This is a genomic window from Nocardia sp. XZ_19_369 (genome assembly GCF_015355715.1).
In the GTDB taxonomy this organism is placed as follows: Bacteria; Actinomycetota; Actinomycetes; order Mycobacteriales; family Mycobacteriaceae; genus Nocardia.
The window spans coordinates 52,824-73,529 of sequence record NZ_JACVED010000011.1 but is presented as its reverse complement, the minus strand read 5'-3'; the positions used below and the strand labels follow the sequence as shown (position 1 = coordinate 73,529).

General features: G+C 63.9%; 1 protein-coding gene (cut by a window edge). It reads left to right on the top strand.

All coding sequences use genetic code 11. The features are described 5' to 3' along the window. Nucleotides 1-20,706 carry the 3' portion of a C2 family cysteine protease gene (locus IBX18_RS34975; protein WP_194837746.1) on the top strand. Its footprint begins 11,694 nt before the window's first position, so 20,706 of the gene's 32,400 nt are visible here — the last part of the coding sequence; its start codon lies off the left edge, out of view; the stop codon is at nucleotides 20,704-20,706.

Below are 20,706 nucleotides of genomic sequence, written 5' to 3'. Positions count from 1 at the left end.
AATGCGAATGTGATCGGCCTCGATGTCTTGCTGACTGTGGCCGGCGAGCCACGGTGGGTGCGTGTGGACAGGGCCACCGCACTGCCGGTCCCGCAGTCGGACAGCGCGCCGGTCTGGCCTTTGCTGTTGCTCGAAGCGCATGCCGCGGTGCAGGCGCACGAACAAAGTCGTGCTGCGCCGGCGACCACCCCATCGACGCCTCGGTGGTACACGGGCCTCGAGCAGCGCAGAACGCCGATATTGCTGGGGCAGAACGTATCCTGGCAACTTGCGAACGATACGGCCCCGGCTGTATTCCAGAACGGCCGATCGACGGTCGAGCGGTGGGGACGCGCAACGGCCACGTTCACCGAATTCGTCGAGTTCAACGCAGAAACAGCGGCTGCCGCACGTAGCGTGTGGGGAGCCGCGGGTCCGCCGGCCGGTCCACGGTCGGACCGGAGCCGGACGGCCGACGGCAGCACGCCGTACCCGGCCGAAAACCGCGCCGTTCAGCGCGATTCCGCAGAGGAACAAGTCAAGTCCGAGACTGCATCGGACAACGTTCGCATCGGCACCACGTTCGATTCGACGCGGCGGGCGAACGACTGCGGGCCGCTCGCCCTGCGGCGACTCCTCGATCTCACCGGCAGCACCGTGGTGCGGCTGCCGGCGGATCCGGTCGGCGACGCCGGAATGTCGAAATTGGAACTGGAGGCGGCAGCCGGAGCCAGGCTGCATCGGTTCGCTGATCACAACGGCATCGCGGTCCAGCTGCTCGGCATCGGGGAAGGTGCGACGGCCCTCGTCGTCGATACGTATCACGGCCCGGCCGACGCCAATGGTGTTGGCGCGCATGCTTACTTGCTACGGGTATCGGACGGCGCGGTCGTCGTGATCGATCCCAGCACGAACCGCAGGTACGGATTCCCGCCGGTTACTCCCGCGGACCTGACCGCCACGCATGCCGTCGTCTACACCGCCCACGGCTTGCCGGTGCGTGTCACGGTGGCGGATGAGCGACGTGCCCGGCATGATTTGGCCGCAGACGACAAATCGCAGCCCGACGGCGGCCGCGAGCACAGCGGTGCGGCCGTCGGTCTTACCGTCGGCCCCGAGTCACGGACCGGCGAGACGACGCAGATCGGGATGATTCCCGCCCAGTCCGTACCGCCGGATTGGCTCCCGGTGCCCAGCGCGGTCGACCCACTGTGTACCGCACTGGCGCGGACCTTCAACCTTGTTGACTCGTTGACTCTGCGGGCCGCGCTCGCACACCAGCTCGAACGGAACTTTCGAGACTATCGGGGATTGTTCATCACCGAACAGCAGCGGGCCTCCGTGGCGCGGGAGAAAGCTCTCAGGGCAAAATACGACACCACCTTGTCGACCAATCCGGCCGAAATCCCGCATAACTGGGAGCAGGAAGAACAAACTCGGCGGGAGTTCGACCAGGACCTCGCGCAGCGGGTCCACCACAGATTGTTTCAGGCGATAGCGAATCTGCGGCATGCCGGGAGCGGTTTCGAGTCGATTCATGAGGACTTGGGCGGCCTCACGAAACGAGAATTGCTGACTCTGGCGGTTGACCATTTCCGTGCGAATGTCGTGCTGCACGAACCGAATGGGTCGGCCATCCGTTCGTTCAAGAGTGTCTTCGGCCCGATCATGCGGCTGCGGCAGTCACTGAACGGTTCCTACGAGATCGGACTGAACGCAGACGGTTCACTGTGGGCCGAGGTGGCGCCCATCGAACCTGCGGCGGCGCCGATACCGGGAGCGATACCGCGGCAAGAGATTCCGGCCCGGCTCGATCGGGTGCTGGCCTCCCGGCAGATACCGCTGCTCGACGGTTCGGTGCTCGGCAGGCACTACACGGGCGAGACCCGGCCGATGCGTAATCTGACGACGCTCGACCTGGCCGGATCGAACGCGATCGACTACCTGCGGACGCTCGGCCTGACCGAGTCGGACGTGCTCGATCGCCTGCAGGTGCTCACCCTGGCCGATTCGGATGCTATCGAAGTCCTGTGGATGCTCAACCAGCCTGACACGACTGTGATCGAGGTCCTGAACAGGCTCGGCTGGGCCGGCTCGACCATGCTCAACGCCCTGTGGGCACTCAACCAGGCTGTCCCGAAGCTGCGCGACTACCTGCGGATTCTTGGGCTGACAGACTCCGGCGTGCTCGACCACCTGAGGGCACTCGGCCTGGCCGACTCGGATGTACTCGAAGTCCTGCGGATACTCAACCAGGCTGAACCGAATGCGACCGCCTACCTGGTAGAGCACGGGCTGGCGGAGACGGACGCGGTCTCCTTGCAGATCAGTATCGGCCTCGCCGAATGGAACGTACTCAGCGTCCTGAACTATCACGGCCTCGCCGAATCCACCGTGCGCGACGTCCTGTCCAGGTTCGACCCGGCCGGTTCGACCGTGATCGAGCGCAGCCGACTCGAGATCGAAACCCGAACGATCAATACACCGGCCCATTACATGACTCGGGCCGAACGTGAAAAGCATCGGTTGTTCGTGGGACCGGACGGCCGGCTGTATCAAGCACTCAATGGTGCTCCGTTCCATACCCCGGGCGACAGGTTCGTCATGGACGAGTTCGGCAATCTGTACTCCGGCCGATCAGCGGCGGTGCGCTACCACTCCTCCTTCCTCGGTGGACGAACGGTCACCGCCGCCGGTTATCTCGTGGTGAATAATGGCCGGCTCGTTATGATGACCGACCACAGCGGGCATTACGAACCCGCCCCGCAAATGAACGACTATGCGCTCGATCTCCTCCGCCGCCAGGGCCTGGTGCCCGCGGACAATTTTCTGCGCAGGGGAATGGATAACACAACCGGCACGGGTCTGTGGGGTCCGGTTCGCGAACGAGTCGGTGAACTGGAACGTCAACGCGCCGAGACCACAAGGTTGCAGTGGTGGCTACTGGCGCATACTTCGGCGTTGGACAGTCTGGAGCGGAACGCGGCCACCGATCAGGTGCGGGCGCATCTACAGGCGGAACGCGCTGTGGTGGCCAGGAAACAGGCAGAGATCGACGCCTGGTCGCGGATACTCGCGACCGGGCGGGTACTCCCGTCGCACCGGGTGAGTGTGCTGGCGCACCCAGACCCGTTCGATCTGAACGACCGGATCGTGCCGCCCGGCTTCCCGGCCGAAGTCGGCGTAGGCACGCTGGCGACCTGGTGGCACGAGCATGGCAACCAGTGGTGGAACAGCCTGCACTTCCGGGATCTGTCGCCGGAATTCCGGCACCGACTGGTCATCGATTTCCCCGGCTTGCGCAATTCCGCGGAGATCCCCCTCGACATTCGTAATACGCTCAACCGAGCATATGTGGAAGCGGAATTGAGGGTGTCGGCCGGCTCCGCAGCACCGCGTGGACAGTACGCCAAGGCAGCGATGCTGCACCTGGCCGAGCGGGAGCTCGAGTCCCGCCTCGACGCTGCCCGAACCGGCACAGCCGTCGCACCGGTGTATCTGCTGAAATTCGAACCGGACACTTTCGAACCGCCGCTCTACGGCAGCCGGGCGAACGATGGCAGTTGGCAGTACACCGTCCCGATCCCGCGGATCGGTGCATTGCCGCAGGTCGCTTCCGGACAGCAGTCACGGTCCGAGCAGGCCGGTGGAGCCGCGGTCCGTGGCGCCGCGGACCAGACAGCGATAGCGGGCACGCTGAGGTCGGTGGCCGACGGTGCCGATAAGGCACTTCCGGGGTTCCACCAGATCGGCTCACCGACGGTCGAGTGGTGGGGGACCCAGCGGGTAGAGATTTCGGAATTCGCCGAGCACATCGGTACGACGGTCGATCGCGCGGTCGGCTCCGATGCGCGGACCAACGAGACGCCGCAAGTCGCAGCGGGCACTTCCCAACCCATGCCACCGGATTGGCTTCCGGTGCACAGTCACGCCGACCCGTTGTGTACCGCGCTCGCACTGACTTTCAACCTCGGTGACTCGCGCACCCTGCGCTCCGCACTCGCCGATCAACTCGTCGGGAATTTCCAGTACTACCAGGAAACGTTCATACCCGAAGAGCTAGCGGCCTCGTGGACGCAGGAGAGCGCCCGACGGTATATCTACGACGCGACCCCATCCGCTGATCCAGCAGAGATCGTGCTGGAACAACGGCAGCGACAGAATTACGATGACTGGTACTGGCAGCAGGTCGATGACAGATTGCATTCGGTGGCAGCGAATCTGCGAGATTTCGGAAGCGATTTCGACGCGCGCACCGAGCTCGCAGGCGGCCTGACGAAGCAGGAATTGCTGACCCTCGCGGGTAACCAATTCTGGGCGAACCTCGTTCTACACCAACCGGAGCTGCCGACCGTCTCCTCGCCGAAAGACTCCCAACGCCCGACCATGCAGCTGCGGCAGTCGCTGAACGGTCACTACGAAATCGGACTGAACGCAGACGGTTCACTGTGGGCTGCGGTGGCACCGATCGAGCCCCCGGCGGCGCCGATACCGGGAGCGATACCGCAGCACCAGATTCCGGCCGAGTTGGATCGGGTGCTGGCCTCCCGGCAGATACCGCTGCTGGACGGTGCGGTGCTGGGGCAGCATTACGCCGGTGAGACCCGGCCGCTGCGCCCGCTGACGACGCTCGACCTCGCTGGAGCGAAAGCGAGCAACCTCTTGGCGGAGCTCGGCCTGGCCGAATCGAATGCAGTCGACGTCCTGACGCGCTTCGATGTCGATCCCCGTGTGATCGGTGACCTGCGCAAGAAGGGCATGACCGCCGAGGCGACGATGATCGAAGCCCTGACCGAGCTCGGCTGGGCCGAACGGCCCGTGACCGACGTCCTCGCGGAGTTGAACCTGGACGAATCGGCGGTGATCGACCGTGGCAGGCTCGAGATCAGCACCGAAGCGGTGAACACCCCGACCCACTACATGACTCGAAAGGAACGTGCACAGCATCGGCTGTTCGTCGGCCCCGATGGCCGGTTGTATCAAGCGCGCGACGGTGCCCCTTTCCACGATCCAGGTGCGAAGTTCGTCATGGACGAGTTCGGCAACCTGTATTCAGGTTCTACATCGGTAGTGAGCTACCACTCCTCGTTCCTCGGGGGGCGGACGGTCACTGCCGCCGGTTACCTCGTGGTGAATGATGGCTGGGTCGAGGTGATGACCGACCACAGCGGCCATTACCAACCCACCCCGCAGATGAACGACTATGCCTTCGATCTGCTCCGTCGCCAGGGCCTGGTACCCGCGGACACTTTCCAGCGCAGGGGATTCGACTCCACCGATCTGCTCACCGGCCTGCTGGGTGAGGTCCGCGAACGAGTCGGCGAATCGGAACGGCAAAGCGCCGAGACCGCCAGACAGGGACGGTGGCTGCGCGCCTACGATTCGGCATTGAGCAGGCGGGAGCGAGGCCCGGATGCCGGACAGGTACCGCTGCAACTGGCGGAGGAACGGCGCTGGCTGACCCAGCAGCAGACAGATCTCCGCGCCTGGGAGCAGTTGCTCATGAAAGGGCAGGTACTCCCGTCACACAGGCTTAATCTGTGGGCACACCCGGATCCCGTCGATGCGAAAGACCGGATCGTGCTGCCCGGCTTCCCTGCCGAAGTCGATGCCGGCGACACGGCGCAGCTGCGCCCCGACCAGGCCGGACAGCTGACGACCTGGTGGAACGAGCATGGTCACCAGTGGTGGATCAGCCTGCACTTCTCCGATTTGTCGCCGGAATACCAGTATCGACTGGCCTTCGATTTCCCGCGCTTGCGCAATTCCGACGAGATTCCCCTCGACGTTCGCGGCGCACTCAATCGGGCATACCTGGAAGCCGAATTGCGGAGGCCTGTCATGGATCCCGCAGCACCGCGCTGGCGATATGTGGTGCGTACGCAGCTCGAGCTGGCCGACCTGGAACTACAGGTCCAGCTCTATGGCGTCGGAACGGACGCTACGCCTGTGCATGTGCTGAATTTCGATCCCGACGAGTTGAGTGCGCCGATTTTCCAGGTAGCGGCGATCCCGCCTGCGAGCGCCGACCTGTCGGGACAGCCGGGGACCGGGCAGCAGTCGACATCCGGGCCCCAGGCCCGGTCCGAGCAGGCCGGTGGAGTCCCCTTGCCTGGCGGCGCGGACCAGACGGCGGGTGCGCCCGATAAGCCGTCGTTGATCGCCGGCGCGGACGAGTCGGTGGTAGCGGGTGCGGTGAGTGTGCAGGTCGAGCGTGTGTGGGCGCCCGGCGGCGGAGCATGGAAGTCGATGCCGGGCGAGGGGAATTGCCTGTTCCATGCCCTGGCGGAGTTGCTCGGTATGGATGACCCTGCTGCGCATGAGATTTTGCGCTGGAATGTAGTAGAGGGGTTGCGAGCGAAGGCGGTTCACGAGTGGGAGTCGTTCGGCGAATTCCTGCCGGGGGTCCATGATGATATCCGGCGGAAAATGTTCGAGCAACAGTTGAACACTTTGCTGAAGGGCGGGAAGTTCGTGGATCCCGTCGCCGAGGAGTTCCTGCCATTCTTCGCCCGCGAGCTCGGGGTGAATATCGACATCGACGATCCCACCGGCATGACCACACATCTGCACTACGGGCCCGAGTTGCCGGTGCACACGTTGTTGCGGGCGGTCGGTGATGGTCGCGGCCACTTTCACGTCGCAGTAGATGAGAACGGGGTGTTGCTGACTCGTCTGCGCCCCGAGACAGCACCCGCCGGGGCGTCGATAGCACCGACCGAGCGTCGTGGATCGGATCTCGCGGATGGCTTGCTTCGGGCGATAAATGGTTGGGGGCCGGGGTATTTCGAGGGCCGCCCGGTCGACAGCGAACCGTGGGCCGACGGCGAGTTGGTGAACCTGTTCGCGGAGAACGGCATTGAGACCGCCGGATCGGTTGTTATCGCCGATCTGTCGATGACAGGCCGCGCGGATGCGGGCGCGCCCGAGGTAGCGGTGCTCCGCCCGGAGTGGGCCCCGGCCACCGAGCCGCCGGAGCAGCCGGCGGTGATGCCCGCAGCTTCCGTCGGAATCATCGACGAGTACCTTTTCTTTCCGATTGTCGGCGGCCAACACGTCGCGTTCGACGCGGGTGTCTCTGTTCGCGCCATCGTCGGCCCGGACGGTCACTACACCGTCGATGAACCCGACACTGCAGCGATAGTTCTGGAACGGGATCTGGTCGAGAGGTATTTCGCTCGGACAGCGGCTGACGACGGCATTGTGACGTTATCTGCGAACGTAATGGGCAGGGTCTACCGGGATCTCGACGGCGAACTGTTGTGGTTGGCGCCGCCGATGGCCGCCGCGCGGCTTACCACCGATGATGCGGTGATCGAGCTGTATCACGCCGCCGAGAGCCGGTGGCAGCGCGTACCGTCACGGTTGCTTACCGTGTGGGCAGAACCTGTCACCGGTCCGCTGTGGCCGCGGAGTGCGGACGGTGAGCTGCTGCGGCCTCGCCCGGCGGACTTCACCCAGGGCTATGCCGGCACGTGCTACCAGATATCGAACTTCATCGCCATGGTGCTGTCCTATCCGCACCTACTCGACAAGCTCATCCGCTCACATCCCGAGGACAACACCTACAGCGTGCTGTTCTTCGAGGGCAACCGGGAGATATGGATCCGGGTCGATAACGTCTTCTACGTCGATAGTGCCGATGAGCTGCTCTATGCCGGAGGACGTGACCAGCCGTTGGCCGTCGCGGTGTGGGAGAAGGCTTGGGCGGTTTACCGGGGCGGTGCACTCGGATACTTCGGCATTGATGGTGGGCAGCCCGCACAGGCCGCGACGAGCCTGCTGCCGAGCACGGCACCAGGGTGGCGTGCACCGCAGTTTCGCCGCGGTATCCGCGAATTTATTCTGGCCGATCCCACACAGCTGGATGTCGACACGTTGGCCCGGCTCCTGGCCTCGGCGGGCGCGCCGAGCGACGGTTTCGCTCAACTGATTCTGGAGTGGGTGCCGCGCGATTGGCACTCCCACCCGTTGGTGGCGGGCCAGAACAACGGGCGCCCCGACTTTGTGAACTACGTGCGCGTCGTGCTGCTGGTCGATCTCCTGTGGAAGATCGGTGAACAGCTGGGTATCGCCGCGACCAGCCCGGCACACCTCGCGAATATGGACCGCCACGAATTGGTGGAGCTGTTCGAAAGTGCGGGTCTCGCGCGGGTGATCGAGGACGTACTGCCGATCATCGAGCGACAGCGCGGCGCGCAGGAATCCGCGTTCGACCTGTCGGATCCGTGGGAGTTCGCGAAGTTTGTGCACGGCCACTTGAAGCATGCGCTCGATCGCATGGAAACGCATATGTCGCAGTGGATCTCGGGCGAAGAGGCGTTGACCGACACATGTGTCGCCGAGTGGCTGGCCGGTCGATGCCACGAGCTGCGCGCCCGGGGCGATCTGGTGACATTGGCAACCCGAGTGCGTTGGCCTGGTGGCAGCCGGCAGCACCCGCGTACCGGCCTGGTCGACCGGCACTCCTACGTTGTGGATCACGTCCAGTGGGAATCGGGCAGGGCCACCGGCATACAGGTACGTGATCCGAACGGGCCTGACGAGTCGATCTTTGTGCCGCTGGTCGAGTTGCACCAGTTCACGGTTCTCCACGCATTTGGAGTCGGCAACGAGTGGGTGCTCGGGTCCGGAGAGCTGGGTCCCCGTGCGGCAACCATCTATCCGTCGAAGACCGCGGCAGCAGCCGAGCATGTCGAAGGTGGTCGCTCCGCACCCTCGGCGCCGGGGTCATCCGCACTCCCCCACGAATACCCTCAGGCGACAACGCATTCAGGCCCGGTCGGCCACAGTCTCACCGACCGGGAGACCCCGCTGCTCGCAAACGATCCGAACATACCGGGGTTGCGCGGTGCTGGATCCGACGAAGCGGGTTCCGTGGCAAGGGTTTTCACCTCCGATGCGGAGGCCGAGCGCTACGCCGAAGAATTGCTCGGGCCGGTGCGCGACAGGCTAGCGGCTGAGCATCCCGTCGAGTACGACACCATCCGGAACTACACGAACTACGACGGGGTCGTCCACTTCATGCGGGCCGACGATCCCGAGCAGCTCTTCCGGACGTTGCGCGACGACTACGAGCGGGATTACACGATCTCGTTCAAAGACGGCATCATGGCCAACCTGCCCTCGGCGGACGAAATCCATGCGCTACGAGCGAAATTGCCAGCGGGGCCGCAGGCCGATGTGTACGACCACCTCCTCAGCAGCGGCGATCCGGCAGCCCTGAGAGTCAGGCTGCGAGAGTTCGAGCGAAACTCGATGAGCTATCGAAAGCTCTCCGCGGATATGGGCGCGATGGCCGACGGACGCGCACACGTGACCTACGAACAGATCGCCACGTACATCAATACCTTCGTCACGGGCCTGCACCGCCAGGCCCTGCCGGAGCCGGTCCGGGTGGTGCGCGGGGTCGGAACGATCGTTCACCTGCGTGGGACGAATGGAAATCCGGTCAGTCCAGCAGATCTCAGCAACCTGATCGGCTCGATACAGGTCGAGCCTGCGCCTATGTCGACGAGCATCGGCGTCGCGGCACCGAACATGTACCGGAGCCTTCGTTACCAGCTGGAGCTGGAACTGCCGGCCGGTACGCCCGGTATCTGGATCGGTGCCGCCAGTACCAAGGTGGGGGAGCGGGAGTATCTGCTTCCGCCAGGTATGCGGTATGTGATCACCGAGGTGGTGGCGAACCCTCGCACCGCTCTGCCCGAATCGGGAGATCGGTACCACAGCCGGGTGCAGTGGTTGATCAAGGCGCGGCTGCTGCCGGTGCGTGAAGAGATCGCCGGTGTTCGTGCGCCGGGAGTTGATGGTGTGTGGGAGTCGCAGCCCGGTACGGGGAATTGCTTGTGGGAGGCGTTGGCACGGGCGGTTGGTGTCGATGTAGCTGATCGGGACGCACATCGGGATTTCCGGGTGGGTGTCGTGCAAAAGATGCTGGCGAACCCGGATGCGTACCTGGGTGAGTTCATGGCTTCGAAGCCTGTGGCGGAGCGTCGAGCCGAGTTCACGCAGCAGTTGCGTGAGTTGCTGAAGGAGGGCACGTGGAACAGTGATGCCGCTGACTACTTGTTGCCCTCGGCGGCCGCTGCGTTGAAGTTGAACGTGGATGTGCACGACTCGAATGGTGTTGTGACGCATCTACATTTCGGGCCGCCCACGCAGCAGTTGAATACTTTCATGTTGAACCGTGCTGGTAGCGGTGCGCACTATTGGGTCGCGGTGCACAGACGTAGTGGCGCGGTCGTGGATACCGTGGACTTCCAGCATATGCCAGGTGAGCTGCATGGCCGGATGGGGCATTCGACGCGGGGCGGTATGGATGCCTCGGATGGCCACAGCACGCAACAGCACAGCGACCCGACCCGCTCTGCCCTCGAGCAGGACGACTTCTCGTGGCTGGATGACGCGCATGCGGCTATCGACGCGATGGAGCTGCAGTCTGTCGCCGCTGATCTCGGACAGATCGACCACACCTGGGTGGATGATGCGCGTGCCACAATCGATGAACAGGAGCTGTTGTCTGGAGCCGCCGTGTTCGGGAGGTCTGGAACGAGCCCGGCCGTTACGAAACAGCAACTCGATCGGATAAGCGGACGGCTGGTTGGTGAGCCCGTGCGGATCTCTATCGAGGACGCCGAGGCGGCGTTGCGCAAGCCTGGTGTCGGGGTCGTCTTTCGAGATGAATCGGGCAGGTTCGTTTATGGGTACACATGGGCGACTAAGGCGGTCATACACCTGAGGTTCAAGCTACCTGACGGCAGGAGGACGAATACCACGTTCGATAGACTCCGACGGTTACGGGGTGTGCGCGAGGTGTGGATTCGCCGGGATGTGTTCGACTCGATCGCCTGGTCATTGCCGATGCGCGAGCCGCTTGAAGTGCCGCGCTCGGAGCCCGAAGTAACGCAGTTCGAGCCGTCGGCCGGAACTGCTGGGGATATGGGACTTGTCGAGACCCGAGAACCACAGGGTGGCGAGCTCGTACTGGCCCCGCTCGCTGTTGCGGCAGTTCAACTGCGCTGGCCACGGACGCGGTTTGCGTATCGAGATACTGAGGGCCGGTTGGTTCGGGGATCAACATACAGAACGAACCCTTCTGCGGAATTCGGTCCAGTCATTGCCGAATTTTCCCACGTCGGTGGCGATAAAAAGATCAAACTGGCGATCGAGAGCTTCTCGCGGAAGCTTGCCGACCTGGGAGTCGGCGAGATGTGGATCGGATGGCGTGGCCTCGACCATGGGCTGGGTGCCTTGCCGGGGTTGCCACCTCAGGCAGACACGGGGCAGCGGGATCGCTTGTCGCGGGAGGGTTTGCAGGAGGTTGTGGTGGCGCCGTCCGGAGATTGTTTGTACGAATCGATCTTGCGTTCGTCCGTAGTGCATCTATTGCCGCCGAGGTGGCGGAGTGTCGTTGGGCTGCGGCGAATGGTCCTGATCTGGCTGGCGCAGCAGCGGGTATGGGATCGTGACGAGTACGGATTACGCGGGTGGTCACGTAATCAACTGGAGGATGCTTTGCGGCCGGGAGAGTGGGCCAATCCCGTCGCGGACATTGCACCTATAGCGTTGGGAGATTTATTATCCGAGCGCGGGATTACGCTCCGGATCGTGTCGGGTTCGGCATTCCGGACCGGCGCGGATGGGTCGGCTGAGTTGATGCGCGAGGGAGCGGTTCACAGCTTCGGTCCAGCGAACGGCAGACGGTTGACGGTTCTGCATGTGGGGCGAGCGCATTACAACGCGACCATGGCAGTGCGGAGTGGCGATCGGGAGGCGCTGAATTCGGAACCGGCTGTGTTCGGGATGCCCGGCACGAGCCCGAGTGTTACCGCTCCGCGACTGGATCAGGTAGCTGCGCAGTCCGCAGTGGATACAGGACTTGTCGAGGTCCGAGCCGCACTGGCTGGTGAGCCCACGCCGATCACGCTCGGCGATGCTGCGGCTCACGCAGCCGTGGCTGTGCCGGTTGACGGTAGGGCGGGGATCGAATCGGGCCCGACTGCGCCGGATTCTATGCTTGCTGAGATTCGAGGATTGCTTGGCGACGTTCCGGAACGGTTGTCTATAAGCGGTGTCGAGGAGCTCCAGAGTGTGCAGCGCCGTTTGTCGCGCTCCAGTATCTGGGTGGTCTTCCGGCACGAGACGGGAGCGTTGGTTCGTGGATCTACAACAATAAATGGCAAGGGTGCGTTGCTACTGAATTTCGAGCAGCCCAGCGGGCGACCCACAGCTAGATCATTGAAATCCCTGACAAGTCGGGGCGTACACGAGGTGTGGGTTGCCCGGCGTGACCTGGGCCGGGCTGCGGAGTCGAATATCAGCGTGCAGTCCGAGGCCATATGGCAGTCGGACATCGACGAGCAGCAAAACCGTGCCCAGTCGTCAGGGAATGCCGAACCAGGCGCTTATGGCAATTCGGCACAGCTGGACGGAGATGACTTCGCCTGGCTGGACAATCTCTTCCCGCCCGCGGGCCCCGCTGGTGTAGCCGGTGAATCAGCAGTCCAGGAAGTCGGTGTGCCCGGCCGTGTGCAGACCGCGGCGGTGGTCGGGCCCAATGCACGAAACCTGTCCAGTGTCTTGGGGACACTGCGTTCACGTGAACTCGACGACGTCCAGGGGTTGTTGTACGGTCCGCCGGTGCGGATCTCGATCGAGAGTGCCGCGAAACTGTTACGCCGGTCCGGTCTCTGGATTGTCTTCCGATATGAGGGAACATTGGTTCAGGCGACTACAAGAGTGCGAGGTGACAGGGGTCGGGTCAGCGTTTATTTCAGGAAACCGGATGGTGGGCACACCAGTGCCACGTTCGACTCTCTGAGGATCAAGTTGGCTGTGGAGGAGGTGTGGATCAGGCGCCAGCACCTGGACCTAGTGGTGGGTAAGTCGCATTCTGGCAGACAATCCGACGCTGTCGAAGGGCATGGGCCGGCGGTAGCCTTGCTGGCCGAAGGCGGCAGGTATACGCCCATGACTGGTTCCGCCGACGGTACGTCGGCTGAAGGATCGGTTCCTGTCTCGAATTCAAATGCCATTCAGCCGGATGCTCCGGCATCTCTGGACGAGGTAGGTGAGTGGCCAGAGCAATTCGGTCAGTGGTTGGACCTGGACAGTTCGGCGGCCGGGGGACAGCGGGCGGCTGAGGAGATCGGCGAGAGGCCTGCGAAGAAGCAGCGCGGGACGGCTGCCGCTAGTCAGGATCCGTCGCCTGCGACGGGCGAGAATGCTGCGCCGGATCCGGCCGATACGTCCGTAATGCGGTTGCGCGGTGGCGGGGCTGATGAGTCGGTGTCCGCGGCTGAGTTTTTCGCCCTTCGTCTTGGGGGTGAGGTGCGAGAATGGATCGGTGGCGTTCGTGCGCCAGGTATGGATGGGGTGTGGGAGTCACAGCCCGGTGCAGGGAATTGTTTGTGGGAGGCGCTGGCGCGGGCGATTGGTATCGATGTGGCTGATCGGGACGCGCAGAGGGACTTCCGAGATGGAGTCGTGCAGATGATGCTGGCTCGCCCGGATGACTATATGGGTGGGTTCATGGTTTCGGAGCCAGTGGCGGAGCGGCGAGTCGCGTTCACACAGCAATTGACCGAGTTGTTGAAGGAGGGGGCGTGGAATAGTGATGCTGCTGATTACTTATTGCGGTCGGCGACTGCTGCATTGGCGTTGAATTTGGATGTGTTCGACTCGGATGGTGGTGTGACACACCTGCATTTCGGGCCACCGCATCAGCAGTTGAACACGTTCATGTTGAACCGTGCCGACGGTGCTCCGCACTATTGGGTGGCAGTGCACACCGGCGGCGGTGGTGTTGTGGACACCCTGCACTACCAGCATATGCAGAGCGAATTGGACAGCTGGGCAGGGCATTCGACGCGGGGCGGTATAGATGTTCCCGGGGTGCCAACCGCCGCCACTACTGACGACGAGGACGCACTGCTATTCGCTCGGGATTTCGTGCAGTCGCTGCCGAGCGAGCCGGTCGGACCCACGCCCGAGGCGGCGGCGTTCCGGGCCGAGGTTCCGGAAGCCGCCGGGTTCCAGGAATCTTCGGCGGTTCGGCAGCCGGGCGGCGAGAGGACCACACCGCCCGCGGACCCGCAGATAGTCATGCCTGCTGCCAGCGTCGAGCTATTGAACGGCGAGCTGGTGGTGGCCGACGCGCACCGAAAACTGGTGCCGATTCCCCAGCGTGCCGTTTTTCAGCACGCCGGTTGGACAATGATGGGCGATTCGCCGATTCGTAAGCTCAGGAAGTCCGACGGAGCCGTTGTGGAACTTCCCGCTGCTGTGGCGGCTGCGGCATTCGAATACGACAAAAGCCGCAGCGGGTGGATTCCGAAGGCTACCGGGTTGTTCTGCGTCGATGACGCGGATCAGGTGGTGCGGTTGGACGCCTCTACTGTTGCTGCCCGGGTCAATTCGCTGGCGCCGGAAAAGGTCGATCTACATTTCCCAAAAACCGGGTGGCTGACCGTTGATGCCACCAGAATATTCAGTCTCGATGTTGAGAAGGCATCGGGGCTCCTGTTCAACGGCCGTCCACGACCGGAGGATGTTCGACAGGGCAGGGTCGGAGATTGCTATCTGCTATCGAATCTCATCGGGTTGGCCGAACGTCATCCTGACCTGATCGAAAACATGATTCGTGAGGGCGAGGAGATCCGTGCGGGTGTAGCAGATCCGGTACGCACCTTCAGCGTTCGGTTCTATGACCCGGAGAAGGACAGCTGGGTGTGGGTCACCGTGGACGACAGCTTCTACAAGAACTCCACCGGGGGAATGCTGTACGCGGCCCAGGACGATTCGCGGCCATTGTGGCCAGCGGTGATCGAGAAGGCATGGGCAGTGTTGCGTGGAAAGGGACTGGGATACGGGGGTATCGACGGAGGAAATCCCGGGATATCCGCCGGACAGTTGCGCCCGCCGCAGATGCCGGGCTTCGCCGGTCGTGTGCAACCGACACGTAGCCTGGACTTGTCGGTGGGTCACCTGTTCGAGGCGGACCCGGACCTGCTGACCGAGTTGACCGAAGATGCCACCGAGGAATCCGCCGATGGTCCCGAGGTCTCGCTCTCCGGATTTGCCCAGATGGTAGCGGGTTGGGCCGACTCGACCGGTTTCGTTTCGGCAGGCACGATGCATCTCAAATTGTCGATGGTCGCGTCCAGGGTGGCGGCGGCGGTCATGGTGCAGGCGAATTCGGCTCCGAAAGATCTGCCGAACATGGACCGTGCGCAACTCGTCCACACTATTGATGAGGTCTACAAGGGGAGAGTCAGCTACGGGGAGATGGCTGCCGCCATCCAAGCGATCGAGGATGCGGAAACCGAGGTCGACTTCGACGATACCGTCGACTTCGCGAACTTCCTCGAAGCGCAGTGGCGGGTACCGGCGGACAGGTTGATCGGTTATCTCACCGCATGGGACGGGAACGCCGCTTTGGCGGACGAGCGGACCGCAATGGTGCTGGCCGACTACATTGAATCGCTGCTCCGGCGCGGTGACACGGTGAATCTGATCACGAAATCGGAGCAGCAAGCCGCGGGAAGCACCTATACCGAATTACAGTCGAACCATTCGTATTCCGTCGTGCGGGTCGAGCACGCCGGCGGGCAGGGCGGACAACCCACAGCGGTTGTCGTGCGTGACCCGCACGGCGACCCGGAGGTCTCCGTCCCGCTGAGGCATCTCAATCAATTCGGCAGGATCGGATCTTCCGGCCCGGGCACCTGGTTCTTCCATGGCGCGAATGAAAAAGCCGTGGCGGGCACCGCCGAATCGGAAAGCGACGGGGACAGCACCGACCTGGACGCCCTGTCGAACCTGTCGAGTTTCGATTCAGACTCGGCGGGATTCGAGTCGGACGGGGAAGTTGCGGCAGCTCGTGCCGAACCCGGGTACTCAACCCACCTGACGTCCGCCGGACCGCCACCGGTCCCGCGTGCCACCCGACCCGATGTTTCGCCGTGGGATGCAGCCGTTGTCGAGGCTCCGCCGGTCCCGCGCGCGACTCGACCGGACGTTTCGCTGAGGGACGAAGAGGTGGTCGAGGCTCCGGCGATGCCACGCGCGACTCGACCGGATGTATCGCAGTCGCCCGAGGTGGTTGTGCATGGCCCGCCTGTTGCGCGGGCGTCGCGGCCCGATGTTTCCGGTGTATCGATGTCGGTGGTCGGTGGGGTCGAGCGTGAGCGGGGCGAGGGTTCGTTGCTGCCGGAGAGCTGGGAACACTTCAGTGATGTGTTCACGGAGCCGGACGCCGGACCCGCAGCCGGCCCCGACGGGCGTCCGCTGTTCGCGGGCACCGATATCCCGGTGCCGCAACGGAAGACAGCGGCCGACCGGCCGTTCGCCGGGAAGCCCATGGAGTCCGGTGAGGACTACGAACCGATGTCGGTCGCTGATCGAGAGAAGTTTCGGATCGTGGTGGGGCCGGACGGCCGGTTGTACTCGATCGAAGGTGCGGTCTTCGATACGACGTGGGCGGCTGAGCGGGGTTCGGGAAGTACGCGCGACTTCGAGGCGTTGCAGAGCGATCCGCACGTACCGGAACGGCGCGCCATGATGGTGATGGACGTGTACGGCAATCTGTACGCGCTCACCAAGGAACAGCAGCGTGGATACGGCCGCAGCCGGGAATTCACCCATGCGTCGCTGCTGGGCGGCGCTCCCGCCGCCGCGGCAGCGGAGATCGAGGTGCGGGCTGGAGTGCTGCGCGTCCTGGTCGATTGGGGCTCGGAATACGATTACGAGGACGAACCGACGGATATCGCTCTGGCGGAACTGAATTCGACGGCGCTGAGTTATCTGCGTGCTCAGCGGATCGGTTTGCGGATCGGCGCGGACTTCGAGCACCTGAGTTACGCGGAAGCGGCCAATATGCCGGTACCGGTACTGGTACCGGTACCGGTGGTGGACGAGGCGCGAGCACGGGAGCGCCTGCCTGCGGCAGCCGTGCAAATCCCTGAAGGTAGAACGATCACATTCGCCGCAGCCGGGGGAGTTGTGTCGTTGGCGGGAGGCACAACGGTCGCGGTGCGCGTGGACGAGACCGACCCCGTTCAGGTTTCGGTGCGCGAACCCGGCGACAGCGGGGTCTGGCATCAGGTCGAGCGCAAGATGCTGACGGACGCCGGTGTGCGGGTACCGGCCGTGACGCGTGTCGCCGGTCCGCTGTTCGGGCTCGATGATATGCCTCGTGCCTCCGATGTGAAGCAGGGTGACGTTGGTACCTGCTACTTGCTTGCCGATCTCATCGGTCTGGCGGACCGGCATCCTGAGTGGGTGCGCCAGATGATCCGTTCACGTTCCGACGGTGACTTGGAGGTGCGGTTCATCGAGCAAAACGGAAATGGACGGACGATATCGGCAACTGGCGAAGTGCAATTCACCGAGCCGATTCGGCGTGAGGTGTGGATTCCGGTCGATCGACGGTTCCATGCCTACGACAGGCAGATGGCTTATGCGGCTCACGAGGACGGACAGCCGCTGTGGCCCGCGGTGATCGAGAAGGCTTGGGCGCTCTATCGCGGAGGAGACCAGGGGTACGCGGGAATCGACGGTGGGTACCCGGGGGCGACCTCGAGTGTGCTGTGGCCGGCTTATCCGCCCGGTGCGGCGGGACGGGTACTGCCGATCCGTGCTGTGGACGATGCCACGTTCGCGCATCCGATGATGGTGGGTGCGGATACGTTGGCGCAGTTGGCGGGAGGCAGCTATGAGGTCGCGCACGAACTGCTGGACCTCGAGCACGACTGGCGCGATCTCCTGCAAAAATGGACCGCTCCCGTGACATGGGACAAGGCTGTCGCCGACTGGATCAGGATCGCGGGGCTCGGCCTGTCCGAGAGTGATGCCAGGTCGACGCATGCGCGGTGGTTGAAAGCCCACGATCCGCGCACGGCCGCCGGCTTTCGCACATTCTTGGAGGAGAAGCTGGGCGTCGAGCGCTGTCAACAGCTCGGGCCACAGTTGCGCCTGGTATACGCGGAAATGACGCGGTGGGAATCAGCTGCGCCGCTGGATGATTCGGTCTTGAGGCAGTGGGTGGCCGACCGGGTCGCAAACTTGTTGCAGCGAGGCGACACAGTGATCATCACTACCCGGCACCTGCTGGACGGTGCGACAAGGTATGCCGACAGCGGCCTGTTCCACAACCACGCATATTTTCTCGCAGGCGTGGTGGTCGAGGAACAAACGGGACGTGTGACCGGATTGCGGCTGATCGACTCGAACGTGCGGCAATCCGGCGATCGGTCCCGTGATGGAGTCGTGGTTTCGCTGCGGCACCTCAACCAGTTCGCCTTTCTATCCTCCGCGGGTCCGGGCACTCGATTTGCCCATGGCTCGGATACGGTCGCGCTACCGCTTGCCCTGGCCGGTTCTCCGGAGCAAGTTCCTGCTGACTCTCACCCCTCGGCCGACCTCATCGATACGACCAATTCGTCTGCTCCGGATGGCGTCGAAGGTACGGCACTGCCCGAAGGGTGGGAGACCTTCCGCGCACAGTTCACGGAGCCGGACACCGAACCCGTTGTGGAACAATACAGCCGACCAGTTTTCGCGGGTACCGATATCCGCGTGCCGGAGCGGAACACAACGGCCGATCGCCTGTTTACCGGGCGGCCGATGGTGCCAGGTACGGAGTACGAACCGATCTCGTTCGCCGATCGCGAGAAGTTCCGGATCGTGGTGGGTCCGGACGGCCGGTTGTACTCGGTCGACGGTGCGGTATTCGACACCACCGCAGGCATGGAGCGGGGTACGGCAAGCACGCGCGACTTCGACTCGTTGCAGGGCAACCAGAATGCGCAGGAACGGCTCGCCGTCATGGTGATGGACGAATACGGCAACATGTACGCGATCACCAAGGAACAGCAGCGTCTATTCGGCCGCGGTCGGAGTTTCACTCATGCGTCGCTGCTCGGCGGCGCTCCTGCCGCCGCGGCGGCGGAGATCGAGGTCCGTGCCGGAGTATTGCAAGTCATGGTCGACGCGGGGACCGAATGCGACTACGCGAACGAGCCGTCGGATATGACGGACCTGAATGTCGCTGTGCTCCTTCACCTGAACGATCAGGCCGCTGGGTTGCGAACCCATGCGGACTTCGCGTACCTGGATTTCCAGGAGTTCGAAGACCAAAGCCTCGAGGAAGCGGCCGGTGATTTCACGCCGGCTCCGGTGGATGCGGCGCAAGCCCGGCAACGCATTCCGGCGGCAGGTCTGCGTATCCCGGACGGCGCGCCGATCACCTTCGTGGCGGCCGGGCAGACCGTGACATTGCCGGCCGGAACCATTGTCGTGATACGCATCGACGAGACCGACCCCGATCGGGTTCTGGTGCGTGACCCCCGAGTCGGCGATGCGCCCGTGTGGCATCGGGTCGATCGCGCACTGCTGGTAGGCGCCGGTGCGCGGGTGCCGACCATGGTGCACGTTCCCGGCCCGCTGTTCGGGGTCGGTGATGTGCCCCGCGCCTCCGACGTGCAGCAGGGGGAAGCCGGGACCTGCTACCTGCTCGCCGATCTCGTCGGTCTGGCGGATCGGCACCCGGAGTGGGTGCGCCAGATGATCCGGTTCCGCGCGGACGGCGATCTGGAGGTGCGGTTCATGGAGGAGGACGGCGACGGCCGAGTGACATCGGCGACCGGCGAAGCAGCGCTCAGCACGCCCGAACGGCGTGCCGTGTGGGTGCCGGTGGATCGGCGGTTCTATGCCTACGACGGAAAAGTGGCGTACGGGGCACAGGCGGGCGGGCAGCCGTTGTGGCCCGCGGTGATCGAGAAGGCCTGGGCGATCTATCGCGGTGGAGACGAGGGCTACGCGGGCATCGAAAGCGGGATGCCCGGGGAGGCCGCGCGCTCGCTGTGGCCGGCGGAAGCGTACAGCGCGATGGGGCGGGTACTGCCGATACGCGGGGTGGATGACGCACTGTTCGCGCATCCGATGATGCTGGGGCCGGATGTGCTGGCGCAGGTGGCCGGTGGCAGCCGCGCGGTCGCGCACGAGTTGCTGGACCTGGAGCACGACTGGCGCGATTACCTGGACAACTGGGTCGCTCACGAAACTTGGGACATCGCCAAGGCGGAAGCACTCAGGATCGAGGGGCTCGGCCTGTCCGGCCGGGACGCCAACTCGGCTTACGTGCAGTGGTTGAATGCCCAGGATCCGCGCACCGCGACCGGTTTGCGCACCTTCTTAGCTGATCGGCTGGGTTCCGAGCGCTATGGGCAACTGGCGGCACAACTCGCGCCGGTGTACGCGGAGATGACGCGGTGGGAATCCGGTGCGCCGCTCGATGATTCGGTGGTAGCACAGTGGGTGGCCGATCGAATCGCCGCCCTTCTGCGACGAGGCGACACGGTGGTGATATCCACCCTCCCGCTCCCCGACGGCGTGACAGAGCATTCCGGCACCGGCCTGTCGCCGCGACACGCATATTCTGTGTCGGGCGTTGTGCTCGAGGAGAATACGGGCCGGGTCACCGGACTACGGCTGATCGACACGAACGGCGAGCAGTTCCGCGATGAAATCGTGGTTCCGCTGCGGTATCTGAACCAGCTCGCGATCCTGTCGTCCGAGGGCTCGGGTAGTCGATCCGCGTATGGCTGGGATGGGACAGGACCGGTATTCGGGAGGTTCTCACCGATCGTGGCAGACGCTGCTGCGCAGGACTCCGCCGCCGATTCCGCCGCCGACTTCTTCGATCCGACCGCGTTCGATCACTGA